Origin of the sequence: Methylobacterium sp. Leaf113 (assembly GCF_001423325.1) — a bacterium.
Classification (GTDB): Bacteria; Pseudomonadota; Alphaproteobacteria; order Rhizobiales; family Beijerinckiaceae; genus Methylobacterium.
The window spans coordinates 102,290-115,576 of sequence record NZ_LMNJ01000051.1 but is presented as its reverse complement, the minus strand read 5'-3'; the positions used below and the strand labels follow the sequence as shown (position 1 = coordinate 115,576).

Annotated in this window: 10 protein-coding genes; 7 read left to right on the top strand and 3 right to left on the bottom strand. The window is 65.8% G+C overall.

Annotated features, from left to right (window positions below):
* The first annotated feature begins 147 nt into the window (after positions 1-147).
* Entirely contained in the window at positions 148-1,638 is a 1,491-nt protein-coding gene (locus ASF60_RS20090; protein WP_056189279.1) for a sensor histidine kinase, read from the top strand.
* A gap of 27 nt (positions 1,639-1,665) precedes the next feature.
* Here the strand turns inward: ASF60_RS20090 and bioB are convergent, their stop codons facing one another.
* Positions 1,666-2,685 carry a biotin synthase BioB gene (bioB, locus tag ASF60_RS20085; RefSeq protein WP_056189276.1) on the bottom strand — a complete coding sequence of 340 codons (1,020 nt, stop codon included), beginning with the start codon at positions 2,683-2,685 and terminating at the stop codon, positions 1,666-1,668.
* Positions 2,686-2,732: 47 nt separating this feature from the next.
* On the bottom strand, positions 2,733-3,617 hold the full coding sequence (locus ASF60_RS20080; protein WP_056189272.1) for a fumarylacetoacetate hydrolase family protein: 885 nt from the start codon (positions 3,615-3,617) through the stop codon (positions 2,733-2,735).
* 438 nt (positions 3,618-4,055) lie between these two features.
* Here ASF60_RS20080 and ASF60_RS20075 point away from each other — a divergent pair, with 438 nt between their 5' ends.
* Entirely contained in the window at positions 4,056-5,375 is a 1,320-nt protein-coding gene (locus ASF60_RS20075; protein ID WP_056189689.1) for an OmpP1/FadL family transporter, read from the top strand.
* Positions 5,376-5,792: 417 nt separating this feature from the next.
* Complete coding sequence (locus tag ASF60_RS26055) at positions 5,793-8,228, top strand: PQQ-dependent sugar dehydrogenase (protein ID WP_056189269.1); 2,436 nt, start codon at positions 5,793-5,795, stop codon at positions 8,226-8,228.
* 155 nt (positions 8,229-8,383) lie between these two features.
* On the opposite strand, the gene ASF60_RS20065 is transcribed toward ASF60_RS26055, so the two are convergent.
* Entirely contained in the window at positions 8,384-10,192 is a 1,809-nt protein-coding gene (locus tag ASF60_RS20065) for a PHA/PHB synthase family protein (RefSeq protein ID WP_056189266.1), read from the bottom strand.
* 144 nt (positions 10,193-10,336) lie between these two features.
* Between ASF60_RS20065 and ASF60_RS20060 the strand changes: the two genes are divergently transcribed.
* The 4 genes from ASF60_RS20060 to ASF60_RS20045 all read left to right on the top strand — a co-directional run bounded on the left by ASF60_RS20060 (position 10,337) and on the right by ASF60_RS20045 (position 13,044).
* Positions 10,337-10,666, top strand: a complete 330-nt coding sequence (locus ASF60_RS20060) for a hypothetical protein (protein ID WP_056189264.1) — start codon at positions 10,337-10,339, stop codon at positions 10,664-10,666.
* Between the two features lie 232 nt (positions 10,667-10,898).
* Positions 10,899-12,131, top strand: coding sequence for an LL-diaminopimelate aminotransferase (locus ASF60_RS20055; protein WP_056189686.1), 1,233 nt, complete (start codon positions 10,899-10,901; stop codon positions 12,129-12,131).
* A 177-nt stretch (positions 12,132-12,308) separates the two neighbouring features.
* Positions 12,309-12,521 (top strand): hypothetical protein, encoded by a 213-nt coding sequence (locus tag ASF60_RS20050; protein ID WP_056189261.1) that lies wholly within the window; start codon positions 12,309-12,311, stop codon positions 12,519-12,521.
* Between the two features lie 205 nt (positions 12,522-12,726).
* On the top strand, positions 12,727-13,044 hold the full coding sequence (locus ASF60_RS20045) for a hypothetical protein (protein WP_056189683.1): 318 nt from the start codon (positions 12,727-12,729) through the stop codon (positions 13,042-13,044).
* The last annotated feature ends 243 nt before the right edge of the window (positions 13,045-13,287 follow it).

Genomic DNA, 13,287 nt, shown 5'->3' with positions numbered 1-13,287 from the left:
CTGGACGCAGCCTTCGACGATTCGGAGCGTTGGCACGGCAATCACGCGCCGAGCCTTCGCCCTGAAAACGCCGCTGGATGGTCCTCCAGATCGAATTCACGCCGTTGCACGTCGCGCCACAGGACACCGGAAACGCAAAGTGCCGAGATGGGTGTGACGTCGCGCGTCGAATTCCAGCAGCAGGTCACATCCGTCGAGCCGACGTCGTCGCGCGGGCTCGGGCGTCACCTTGGGCTATCCGGGCGGCTGTTCCTGCTCACCGTGGCCTTCGTGGCCCTGATCGAAGTGCTGATCTACGTCCCGACGGTGTCGAACTACCGCCGGATGTGGCTCTCTGACCGGATCGCCGCAGCCCAGGTCGCGGCCCTGGTGCTGGACGCCGCTCCGGACCAGCAGGTCTCCGAGGGCCTGTCCCAGCGCCTCCTGGCCGGCGCGGGTGCTCGTGCCATCGCGGTTCGGGGCAATGGCGCCCGACGTCTGCTGTCGATCGAGATGGTGCCGGACACCGTGTCCGAAATCATCGATCTGCGTGAGGATCATTGGATCGCGTCGATCCGCGGCATCGCCCGGACCCTTCTGGCCGAAACACCACACCCGATTCGGGTCATCGGACATGGACGGGACGGCTTCGATCTCGTCGAGATCCTGATGGATCCGGGGCCATTCCGTGAGGCGGTGGCAGACTTCGCCATTCGCCTCGCCCTGTCATCCCTGGCCATCGCGGCGGCTGTGGCGGGGTTGATCTTCCTCGTGCTCCAGCGCGCGATCGTTCGGCCGGTCGGCCGCCTCGTGCGCAACATCACCGACTTCGCCGAGAACCCCGAGGCGATCGATGGCGTCATCGTGCCCTCTCGCCGGACGGACGAGATTGGACAGGCGGAAATCGCCCTGGCCCGGATGGAAACTGCGCTCGCGGGCGAGCTCCGTGAGAAGCGGCGCTTGGCCGGGCTCGGTCTCTCGGTGAGCAAAATCAACCACGAACTGCGCAATCTGCTGACCACCGCGCAGTTGCTCAGCGACCGACTGGATGGCGTCACCGATCCGGTCGTTCAGCGCGTGGCCCCGCGCCTCGTGGCGACCCTGGATCGGGCGATCCGCTTCTGCGAGGAAACCCTGGCGTATGGCCGGACCTCGGAGCGCAAGCCGAACCGGCGCACGGTTCCGCTGGCTGCGCTGTTCTCGGAACAGGCCGACCTCGCCGGACGCGGCCGCGATTCAAAGATCGCCATTCACGAGATCTGCCCGGGCGATCTCAAGATCTTCGTCGACCCGGATCAGTTCTCACGGGCGCTCGCCAACATCGTGCGGAACGCAGTCCAGGCGCTGAGCCCTTCGGCCAATGGGGCGGAGGCTTCGGTTCGCGACAATCCTGCGATCACCATCGAGGCCAAGCGTGTCGGCGCGGCGGGATCTGGCGAGACCACGATCCTCGTGGCCGATAACGGCCCGGGTCTTCCGGCGCGTGCTCGCGAACACCTGTTCAGCCCGTTCAAGGGGTCGTCGCGCTCAGGCGGAACCGGTCTCGGCCTCGCTATCGCATTCGAGCTGGTCGAGCTGAACGGGGGACGCTTGACCCTCGACGAGACCGCGTGTGGAACCTGCTTCCGCATCACCATCCCGGACGCCGCCGGCGGGTGAGCCGCGGCGGGTTTTGGGAGAGGGAGGCTACTCCGCCGCCGCGAGCGTCAGGCCCGGAACGGTGATGCCGATGTCGCGCAGCAGCTCGGCATCGGAATCGGTCTCGTTGTTGGCCGTGGTCAACAGGCGCTCGCCGTAGAAGATCGAGTTGGCGCCGGCGAGGAAGCACAGGAACTGTGCCTCGCGGGTCAGGCCCTTGCGCCCGGCGCTCAGCCGCACGCGGGCGCGCGGCATGACGATGCGTGCGGTGGCGCACATCCGAACGAGATCGAGGGGATCAACGGCCGGACGATCTTCCAAAGGCGTACCCTCCACCGCCACCAGGGCATTGATCGGAACGCTTTCCGGATGCGGCGCATGGTTCGCCAGCACCTGAAGCATGCTCGCCCGGTCCTTGACGCCCTCGCCCATGCCGACGATGCCGCCGCAGCAGACGCCGATACCGGCGTCGCGCACGTGCTGCAGGGTGGTCAGGCGGTCTTCGTAGGTGCGGGTCGAGATGATGTCGCCGTAGAATTCGGGTCCGGTGTCGAGGTTGTGATTGTAGGAGGTGAGCCCGGCCTCCGCGAGGCGCTCGGCCTGCGTCGGCGAGAGCATACCCAGCGTCACGCAGGCTTCCATGCCGAGGCCGCGCACGCCGCGCACCATCGCCAGCACGGCATCGAATTCCGGGCCGTCCTTGGGCTGGCGCCAGGCCGCGCCCATGCAGAAGCGGTGAGCGCCGGCGGCCTTCGCCTCCGCCGCTTCGCGCAGCACCGCATCCACCGGCATCAGGCGCTCGCGGGCCATCCCGGTGCCCTTGTGGTGGGCCGATTGCGGGCAATAGGCGCAATCCTCGGGGCAGCCGCCGGTCTTGATCGACAGGAGGCTGGCGCGCTGGATGTCGGCGGGATCGTTGTGGGCGCGGTGAACCTGCGCCGCCCGGAACACGAGATCGAGGAGCGGCAGATCGTGGATCGCCTGAATCTCGGCCACCGTCCAGTCGTGACGGATGGCCGAGGTTTCGGCGGCCGGGAAGGGGGCGAGGGGGGCCAGAGCGTCGGTCATATGCCCAGAAGGCGAATCCTGGCCGGAAAATCAAGCCGGCCGCGCATTCAGTGGGTTGGCTCGCCGGCCGCCACCTTGGCGGTCCAGTCGTCGAAGGCGATGATCTCCTGTCGCTGCTCGCCGAGACCGTCGATGCCGAGGGTCACCACGTCGCCGTTGCGCAGGAAGCGGGGTGGCTTGCGCGCCATGCCGACACCGGGCGGCGTGCCCGTGGTGATGATGTCACCGGGCTCCAGCATCATGAAGTGCGAGACGTAAGCGACGAGCTGGGCAGGATCGAAGATCATCGTGGCGGTCGAGCCGGTCTGCATGCGGGTGCCGTTGAGGTCGAGCCACAGACCGAGCCGCTTGAGGTCGGGGATCTCGTCCAGCGTGACGAGCCAGGGGCCGAGGGGACCGAAGGTCGGGCAACCCTTGCCCTTCGTCCAGGTCCCGCCGCGCTCCATCTGATATTCGCGCTCCGACACGTCGTTGCAGATGCAGGCGCCGGCCACGTAGGACAGGGCCTCGTTGGCGTGGACGTAGGAGGCGCGGGCGCCGATCACCAGCGCCAGTTCCACCTCCCAATCGGTCTTGGCCGAGCCCTTGGGCAGGATCACCCGGTCGTTGGCCCCTGCCAGGCACGACGGAGCCTTGTTGAAGAGGATCGGCTCGGGCGGAATGTCGGCGCCGATCTCGGCGGCATGGTCGGTGTAGTTCAGCCCGATGGCGATGACATTTCGCGTCGCGCCGACGCAGGGGCCGAGGCGTGTCCCGGCGGGCAGGGCCGGAAGGCTGGCCGGATCGATCCGGCGCAGGCGCTCCAGAGTTTCGCGCGACAGGGCGGGGCCGGCGATGTCCTTCACGTGCGCCGACAGATCGCGCAGGACGCCCTGCGCGTCGACGAGACCCGGCTTCTCATCCCCGTTCGCACCGTACCGAACCAGTTTCATGGCTGATGCCTCTCTCTACTTCCCGAAGCAACAGATCGATCCCCGGACAACAGGCGGCAAGAGGCGACACGCGACAGATGCCGCGGAATCTGTTCGCTTCAGAAACGTCGGAACCGCCCGACGACGGCACTTTTGTCGCCCAAAGGCCACACCGATGCCCGGAGATGCGTCTGCGCCGATTTTCCCGGAACGGCGCTTACTCACAAATGAGAGAGTTTAGATATGAACCATTCTGCGGCCCATCTCATACAGGGGATTACGAGGATGAAATATTACGCATATCGAAGTATAAACGCGAATATTAACGCGATATTTACTTAAGTTTAACAGGATTGCGAAGTCGACCCGACCACGTCATTGTCACACCCAAGGTGCGGGGCCGCCCCGTTCGGGACGGGACAAGCGAGCATCAGCAACAGGGGTGGGTCTTACATCATGATGGGCACGTTTCGGGGCCGTTCCATCCGCAGCTTCGCGCGGTCGGGCGTTTCGGCAGCCTTTTTCTGCGCGAGCGTGACCGCTGCCTCGGCCGGTGCCTTCGGCATCCGAGAGCAGAGCACGCAGGCCCAGGGCCTTTCCTTCGCGGGTGCCGCCTCCGGCTCCGGCGGCGTGTCCTCGATGTTCTGGAACCCTGCCACCGTCACCATGCGGCCGGGCTGGGTGACCGAGCAGAACCTCTCCTTCATCAACCTGTCCGGGCGGATCACTCCCGAGGCCGGCACCAACCCGGCGTTTGCCCGCCTCGGTGGCAGCGGCGATATCGGCCAGGGCGCCGTAGTGCCTGCGGGCGCCACCTCCTACCAGCTCAACGAACGTCTCTGGATCGGCATCACGACCGGCGCGCCCTTCGGCCTCGTGACCAAGCCGCGCAACACTTGGGCCGGCGAGATCTACGGACGCTCCAGCCGGATCTTTTCCCTCGCCTTCAATCCGGTCATCGGCTTCAAGGTCAACGAATGGCTGTCGGTCGCCGCCGGTCCGAACATCGAATATTTTAAGCTGACCCTGCGTCAGGGGTTTCTCTCGCCGATCAATATCGATCCCGCGAACCTGCCGAGTTCCGGCATCAAGGCGGATTCCTGGGGCGTCGGATTCACCGCCGGTGTTCTGATCACGCCGCTGGAAGGCACCGCAATCGGCGTCGGCTTCCGGTCGTCGGTGCATCACGACATCGGTGGTCAGCTCATCCTTCCGGGCCCGTTCGCCGCTCTGGGCGGTGACGTGAAGGCGAAGCTCAACACGCCCGAGAAGCTGAGCGTCGGCCTCACGCAGGCGATCAGCCCGGTGGCCCGCATCAATTTCGGCTTCGAGTGGGACAACTGGAGCCGCCTCGGGGAGATCAATGTCCTCTCCAATCGGACCGGTGGCGTCGCGACCGTCCTACACCTGAACTACAAGGACGGTTATACCTATTCCATTGGTGGCGAATACGATTGGTCTCCGGCGCTGACGGTCCGCGCCGGTGTCGCCTACGAGCAGTCGCCCATCAACGACGCGAACCGCACCGTCCGCCTCCCGGACGGCGACCGGGTCAACCTCTCCTTCGGCGGAAGCTACCGCTGGAGCGAGAAGCTGACGCTCAATCTCGCCTATTCCCACCTGTTCGTGGACAAGAACAGCATCGTGACGCGCGACAACCCGCTGGTGCCCTTCGTCGGGACGGCGAACGGCAGCGCCGACATCGTGTCGGTCGGCTTCCGCTACGTCTTCGGCGAGCCGGCCGTAGTCGCACCTGCGCCTCTGGTGCGTAAATTCTGAAGCTGGTGCCGGCGGCGGTGCAGACGCGATCTTCAACGCCGCCGAGACGCCCCGGGACCGGCCGCTCATCGCTGAGAGCTAACAGACCCGGGCCGCAGGCAAGGCCGTTCCAGAACGCAACCAAAAGAACGATTGACGCCGCATCGAGATCTTCCAGCCTGCGATATATCCTACGAGATCACGGGCCGCCCCCATCAAGCAGATGATTTTTGTGCGCCGGCAGTGAGCGACCAAGGCCTGTAATAGCCATTACTTGAAAGATTTTCTGACAACCGATCCGGATCGCGAAAAAGCTGGACAACCCGACCCAGGGTCGAATGCTCATTTATCAAGAGCTTTCAGAAAAGCGCATTGATACCTTGATGGATGCGATGTCTCGCGTCACCATGGCCGATCTCGGCACATGGAGTGGCAGGAATGATCACGAATCTTGGTCCAGATGACGATCGGGTCGTCGGTTCGTCTGGCGCGGACACCCTGTCGGGAGGCTTGGGCTCGGATACCCTGACAGGCAGCGGCGGAGACGATATCCTGTACGGGTTCGGGTCCGCCGATCGCGCCCTCGATTCAGGCGCCATCGACGTCCACCGCCTACCCGTCGGCTTCGCCAGTCCCGTCTATGCCGCATCGCCGCCCGGGCAGCCGGGCCTTCTCTACGTGGTCGAGCAGCATAGCGGTCGGATCGTCATCCTCGATACAGCCAGCGAGACCAAGTTGGCGATTCCGTTCCTCGATCTTCCCGACACCAGCCTCGCGCCCGGTGGAGAGCAGGGCCTTCTCGGCCTGGCGTTCGATCCCGGCTACGCCGCCAACGGCAAGTTCTACGTCTATCTGACCAACCCGACCGGAGCCGTCGAGATTCGCGAGTACACGCGATCCGCGACCCAACCGAACCAGGCCGATCCGGCCTCCGCCAAGGTCATCCTCGCCTTCGACCATCCGGGAGACCAGCATTACGGCGGCTGGATGGACTTCGGTCCGGACGGCTTCCTGTATATCGCCACCGGCGATGGCGGATTCCCGGGACGCGTGGAGGACACGGCGCAGGACACGAATTCACTCCTCGGCAAAATGCTGCGGATCGACGTCCGTGCCGATGGCTTTCCGAACGACTCGACCCGGAACTACGTCATCCCGGATGGGAATGCGTTCGCGCCGGGCGAGGGTGCACCCGAGGTTTGGGCGCTCGGCCTGCGCAATCCCTGGCGGAACAGCTTCGATTCCAAGACAGGCGATCTCTACATCGGCGATGTGGGCGAGGACCGAACCGAGGAGATCAACGTCGTCCAAGCCGGCACCGGTGGCGGTTTGAATTTCGGCTGGCGCGTGAAGGAAGGATCGATCGGCCCGGACGATCCGGCCTATACCGATCCGACCTTGGAGTACCAGCATGGCAGCGGCCCACTGAACGGGTCCTCAGTCACCGGTGGCTACGTCTACCACGGCCCCGGTGGTGTGCAGGATCTCTACCTCTTCACCGATTTCTCGGCCAATCATCTCTGGGCCACCCGCATCGTCAACGGCGAACCCCAGTTCTTCCGGAATCTGGATCAGGATTTGCGCATCGATAATGGCCGCTTCAGCGCCATCGTGTCTTTCGCCCAGAGCGGCGACGGCAGCCTCTACGCGATGGGCGTCGACGGGAAATTCCTCCGCTTGAGTTTCTCGGAAGGTGCCGGCGACGGGAACGACACGCTCGACGGCGGCGTGGGGAACGACATGCTCTTCGGCGGGAGCGGCGACGATCGGCTTTTCGGCGGCGCCGATGTCGATCAACTCGTCGGCGGGCTCGGCGATGACGTTCTCGATGGCGGCACCGGCGACGATATCGCCCGCTTCTCCGGAACGTTGGCGCAGCATGCCATCCGGTACGACGCCCCCACCGGACGCTTCACCATCAGCGACACGCGGCCTGGTCTCAATGACGGGACCGATACCCTGAGCGGCATCGAACGTTTCCAGTTTGACGATCAGGTGGTCAACGCGTCGAGCTACCAGCCGACGGTCTTCTCGCTCGCCGCCCTCTCCGCTGCTGCGCTGGAGGGGAACGGCGGTTCGACACCTTTCCAATTCGACATCACCCGTGACGGGTCCGTCGATGCCGCCGCGACCATCCGCTTCTCGGTCACCAGCGACACGGCGGACGGCGCCGATTTCTCCGGTGGTGTTCTCCCGTCCGGTACCGTGACGTTCGCTGCCGGGCAGAGCACGGCGCGCGTCACGATCGCGGTTGCGGGCGATGCGCTGGTCGAGCGCGACGAGGCCTTCACGGTCACCCTCGCATCCCCCAGTACCGGCAGCATCGACCCGCTTCATGCAACCGCATCGGCGACGATCCGCAACGACGACATTGCGTCAGGGAGCTACGTCCGCGGCACGGCATCGGCCGACGTCCTCGATTTCTCGACCTCGACCACGCGCGTTCAGATCGCCGGCCTCGACGGCGACGACACGCTTCGCGGCGGCCGCGGAGATGACTCCCTGAATGGGGGCGCCGGCAACGACGTGCTGTCCGGGGGCAACGGCAATGACGTGCTCACCGGGGGCCTCGGAGCGGATCGCATGGCCGGTGGTGCCGGAAACGACACCTTCCTGATCGCTCGCGGAGACTTGGCTTTGAAGGGAGCCACGGACCTGATCGTCGATTTCCAGGGTGCGGGCGCCCTCGGCGGCGATCTGATCAAGCTCACCGGTTTCACGGCCGGCTCGACTCTGGCTATGGTGGGGACATCGGGGAACGCGATGGTCTACGAGATCCACGATACCGCTGGCCTGTCCGAAGGACAATTGCTGATCAGCACCGGCGGCACACCGGGCACCCTTCTGATTCCGAGCGACTACGCCTTCGCCTGATCGGCAGACGCGACGAAGCATCTGTTCTCTGAGGGCGGCCATGGATGCCCTCGGGGGACGGCGATGAATGCCCTCAGGGCCGATCCTTCAGGATTGGCCCGTCGTCAAAGACGATCGGAACGGCACGCGGTCGATGTACCGCGAGGGCGCAGCCCTTACGCTTTCATCCGGACGTAGGTGCCGGGTGCCGGGCCAAGAGAGGCAAGGCCGGCTTCGCCGGGAATCCGGGCCGGGACGCGGGCCGGGGCCTGATGCTCCAGCCACTGGAACCAGTAGGGCCACCACGATCCCTTGGTTTCGATCGCCGCCGCCAGCCAGTCCTCGAATTTTCCCTTGGCCGGGCCGCCGGTCCAGAACCCGTATTTCGGCTTCGAGGGCGGGTTCACCACTCCGGCAATGTGACCCGATCCCGCCAGCACGTAGTCAACCGGACCGCCGAACTTCGAGGAACCCTCGAACACCGACAGGGCAGGAGCGATGTGATCCTCCTTGGTGGCGAGATTGAAGATCGGAATTTTCACCTTCTTCAGATCGAGCCGCACGTTGCCGAGGATCATCTTGCCCTGCGCCAATGTGTTGTTGAGGTAGCAGTTGCGCAGGTAGAACGAGTGGTTGGCCGCCGGCATCCGGGTCGAATCGGCATTCCAGTACAGAAGGTCGAAGGGCATCGGCGACTGGCCCTTGACGTAGTTGTTGACCACGTACGACCAGATCAGATCGTTCGGCCGCAGCATGTTGAAGGCTGTGGCCATGCCGGTGCCCTCGAGGTAGCCGCGCTTCTCCATCCGCGACTCGATCAGGCGGATCTGGTCCTCATCGGCGAACACCTTCAGGTCACCCGCATGGGTGAAGTCCACCTGCGTGGTCAGGAAGGTCGCGCTCTTAATGCGCTTGTTGCCGGTTGCGGCCTGCATCGCCAGGGTGACGGCGAGCAGCGTGCCGCCGACGCAGTAGCCCGCCGCCGCGACCTCGCTTTCGCCGGTGGCCACCCCGATCGCGTCGATCGCGCTCTCGATCCCCTCCCGCATGTAGCTTTCGAAGTCCTTGTCGGCGTGCCGCGCATCCGGGTTGACCCAGGAGATGCAGAACACCGTCAGTCCCTGGCTCACCATCCAGGCGATCAGGCTCTTCGAGGGGTTGAGATCGAGGATATAGAACTTGTTGATCCAGGGCGGCACGATGAGGAACGGGCGCTTCAGCACCGTGTCGGTGGTGGGCGCGTACTGGATCAGCTCCATCAGATCGTTGCGGAACACCACTTCGCCCGGCGTCACCGCTACGTTGACGCCGACCTCGAAGCCGGCGGAGGGGTCGGTCTGGCGCACGCGAAGCTGGCCCTTGCCGGCCTCGATGTCCTCGGCCAGCATCTTCATGCCGCGCACCAGGTTGGCGCCGTTCTCCTTCAGGGTGTGCCGGATCAACTCCGGATTGGTCATCACGAAGTTCGAGGGCGAAAGCGCGCCGGTAATCTGGCGCAGATAGAACTGCGCCTTGTGCCGGGTGTGCTCATCGATGCCCTCGGCGTCCTCGACCAGCCCTTCGGCCCAGCGGGACGTGATGAGATAGCTCTGTTTGATGAAGTCGAAGATCGGGTTGGTCGACCATTCCGCGTGGGCGAAGCGGTTGTCCTTCGGCTCGGGCTGCGCCACGGGCGCGGCCGCCTCGCCCTGCAGCCTCTGCCAGGTCGAACCCCACAGGGTGATGAAGGCCTCGCTGAGCTTGGTCTGGGCCTCGACCGTCCGCTTCGGATCGGACAGCCAGGTCTCGGCCACGGTGCCGAGGGTGCGGACCACGTCCTTGACCTCCTCGGGCGGCTCGACCGCCTCGACCGGGAGGGCATCCGGCGTTCCAACCGGTTTCATGTAGCGAGAGGCAGCACGCCCGAATTCCTCGACCAGAAGGCTGGCGTTGCGGGACAGAGCTTCGATGTCGGGCAGCGGCGGCGTCGTCCGTTCGGTCGTCACGCGTGCGTTTCTCCCCGAGTTCGGCCCGACCCTTGTGCGTGCGACGCCTGTCGCGCGACCGAGGGAAGCCTCGTTTCCGACAAATTAACGCGCCATCGCGCAGTTCCGCCAGAGCGCCCGCTTCCGAAACGGCCGAGTACCCCCATGTCCCGGCGTCACAACCGTCAGTTTGTCGCCCTTGCTGTCGCCGCCGCGCTGCTCGGCGGCTGTTCCAGCGATCTCAATCCGATGCGGGCCGCCTATGGCACGGGCGAGGCGGGTCCTCAGGCCAAGGCGCCGGAATTCGTCGCCGAGTCGCGGCGCAAGGATGATGGTTTCATGCCCGTCGGCGTCTCCGCCCCGGCCCGACCCACCCGCGCCAAGACAGCCGAGGGCACCAAGGCGCTGGAGGAGGAACTGGTGGCCGCCCGCGGCCGCAACGAGGCGCGCGGCCGCTCGGCGGAGAGTGCCGCGCAGGCCGGCAAGGCGCAGTAGCCCGATCGCGCGCGCCCGCTGATTTCGTTCGGCGTCGTGGCACAAAACTGCTAGACCCTTGCGAAGCGTGCGATATCTGCGATGGCCCTGTGCCCGGCAAGGTCGCCATGAGACGTCCGGATTTCCGCCCGAGGGACCTCCGGACGAAACCACGATTCCGCTCGGGTTGATGACAGATTCGCGCGTCGGGAGAATCCCGCGCCCACCTTTGCTCCTGGACACCGTGAAGGCCATGACCGACTTCCACCGCATCAAGCGCCTGCCGCCCTACGTGTTCGAGCAGGTGAACCGGATCAAGGCCCAGGCCCGCGCCAACGGCGCCGACATCATCGACCTCGGCATGGGCAACCCGGATCTCGACGCCCCGAAGCACGTCATCGCCAAGCTGGTGGAGACCGCCGGCCGCCCGCGCACAGATCGCTACTCGTCGTCGAAGGGCATTGCCGGTCTGCGCCGGGCCCAGGCGAACTACTATAAGCGCCGCTTCGGCGTGAGCCTGAATCCCGACACCCAGGTGGTGGCGACTCTGGGCTCGAAGGAAGGCTTCGCCAACATGGCCCAGGCCATCACCGCGCCGGGCGACGTGGTGCTGGTGCCGAACCCGAGCTATCCGATCCACGCCTTCGGTTTCCTGATGGCCGGCGGCGTGATCCGCTCCGTGCCGGCCGAGCCGACCCCGGCCTTCTTCCCCGCGGTCGAGAAGGCGATGCAGCACTCGATCCCGAAGCCGGTGGCGATCGTGGTGTGCTACCCCTCGAACCCGACCGCCTACGTGGCGAGCCTCGATTTCTATCGGGACCTCGTTGCCTTCGCCAAGCGCCACGAGATCATCATCCTGTCGGATCTGGCCTATGCCGAGGTCTATTTCGACGGTGATCCGCCACCCTCCGTTCTGGAAGTGCCGGGCGCCATCGACTGCACCGTCGAGTTCTCCTCCCTGTCGAAGACCTTCTCCATGGCCGGCTGGCGCATGGGCTTCGCGGTCGGCAACGAGCGCCTTCTCGCGGCGCTGACGCGCGTGAAGTCGTACCTCGATTACGGCGCCTTCACGCCGATCCAGGTGGCGGCAACCGCGGCCTTGAACGGGCCGGAGGATTGCATCGTCGAGATGCGATCGATCTACAAGAAGCGCCGCGACGCGCTGATCGAGTCCTTCGGCAAGACCGGCTGGAAGATCCCGACGCCCTCCGCCTCGATGTTCGCCTGGGTGCCGATCCCGGAAAAGTACCAGGCGTTGGGCAGCCTCGAGTTCTCGAAGCTGCTGCTGGAGAAGTCCGACGTGGCGGTGGCCCCCGGTATCGGCTTCGGCGAGCACGGCGACAACTATGTCCGCATCGCCCTGGTTGAGAACGAGCAGCGCATCCGGCAGGCGGCGCGCAATGTCCGGCGCTTCTTCGAGACCTCCGACAAGACCCTGCACAACGTGGTGCCGCTGTCCGAAGCGCCCCTGTCGAAGGCGGGCTGACCGCGCGCCGGCTGCTTCCGCCGCAGCCTGTTGCGGTCGGGAGACAGGCGGCCGCAAAGCGGTCCGGCGATCATCGGCGTGCTTGTCACGACGGGGCCGGGTCAGCAGGGTCTTGCGTGGCCGCGTCCGGGTTTCCCCCCGTATCGCGCGGCCGGTTCGCCGAGGCCCGAGGAACGTATGCGTCGCCTGACCCTTGCCGTCGCCCTGGTGCTCAGCGCCTCCGCGGGAGCCTGCGCTCCGAAGCCGATCGTGGCCCGCGATCCGGTGCCGGCGCCAGAGCCGACCCTCGGCTACGAGTGCACGTCGCGCTCGACCGTGCTGAACGCCTATCACACCAATTGCGAGCCGATCCTGCAGGAGCGCTCGGTGGTGGTTCGCGCCAAGGGCTGACCCTGGCCCGGTGGATCGCGTTTGCGACTCGCCGGTCCAACCCCGCGCCGCCCTCGGATTTCTCCGCCTTACCCACAGGGTACCGTGCGAATCCTGCCGCAGCGCGTCCGATCGGACACGGACAGCACCATCGGGTTGAGGCATAAGGGGATCGGGCGCGTTTCTCCCTGAGTCTGTCTGCCCACCGGAGTTCTTCGTGCTGACCATGCGAACCGTCCTCGCCGCCGGCCTGATCGCGCTCGGGCTCCCGGGTGCCGCCTCGGCACAGATGCGTTATCTCGGGGCCGATGGTCCGATCGTTCTGCCGACGAGCCCGAGCAGTGGTCGTCCGGTTCCGGACGTGCCGAACGCCATTCCGGTGCCGCAGGTGATGAACGGCGGCGGCTTCGGCCTGACCGGAACCGATTATTTCAGTGATGGGCTCAGCGAAGGCCCACTGAACAGGAAGCACCGGCCGCGCGAATTCGTCCTCGCACCCGCCCGGATCGGACCGGCGGACTACGTCCGCCCCGCTCTGCGTTAGCGCCGGTCGCGCAGCCGCCCTTCCGCTCCAGCGACGGGTCCGCGCCGGACGAAGTGCTTGCCGTACCGTTTGCGCCGCCGAGACGAACACCGGCGCGGATTCGATGCGACGTGACCATCGAGGGCGGGGACCATCGCGCGCCCGGGCGACTGATCTGCCTCACGTGTCAATTCTTGAGGTCGGCCCGCCGCGTAGGCGTCGAGGACGGGATCGGCGATGATCGGCGAGCGCATTACTCGCAAG

Bases quoted from the DNA above. Each gene is read 5' to 3' on its own strand.
- ASF60_RS20090 (WP_056189279.1), top strand. From the start codon at position 148: ATGGGTGTGACGTCGCGCGTCGAATTCCAGCAGCAGGTCACATCCGTC.
- bioB (WP_056189276.1), bottom strand. From the start codon at position 2,685: ATGACCGACGCTCTGGCCCCCCTCGCCCCCTTCCCGGCCGCCGAAACC.
- ASF60_RS20080 (WP_056189272.1), bottom strand. From the start codon at position 3,617: ATGAAACTGGTTCGGTACGGTGCGAACGGGGATGAGAAGCCGGGTCTC.
- ASF60_RS20075 (WP_056189689.1), top strand. From the start codon at position 4,056: ATGGGCACGTTTCGGGGCCGTTCCATCCGCAGCTTCGCGCGGTCGGGC.
- ASF60_RS26055 (WP_056189269.1), top strand. From the start codon at position 5,793: ATGATCACGAATCTTGGTCCAGATGACGATCGGGTCGTCGGTTCGTCT.
- ASF60_RS20060 (WP_056189264.1), top strand. From the start codon at position 10,337: ATGTCCCGGCGTCACAACCGTCAGTTTGTCGCCCTTGCTGTCGCCGCC.
- ASF60_RS20055 (WP_056189686.1), top strand. From the start codon at position 10,899: ATGACCGACTTCCACCGCATCAAGCGCCTGCCGCCCTACGTGTTCGAG.
- ASF60_RS20050 (WP_056189261.1), top strand. From the start codon at position 12,309: ATGCGTCGCCTGACCCTTGCCGTCGCCCTGGTGCTCAGCGCCTCCGCG.
- ASF60_RS20045 (WP_056189683.1), top strand. From the start codon at position 12,727: ATGCGAACCGTCCTCGCCGCCGGCCTGATCGCGCTCGGGCTCCCGGGT.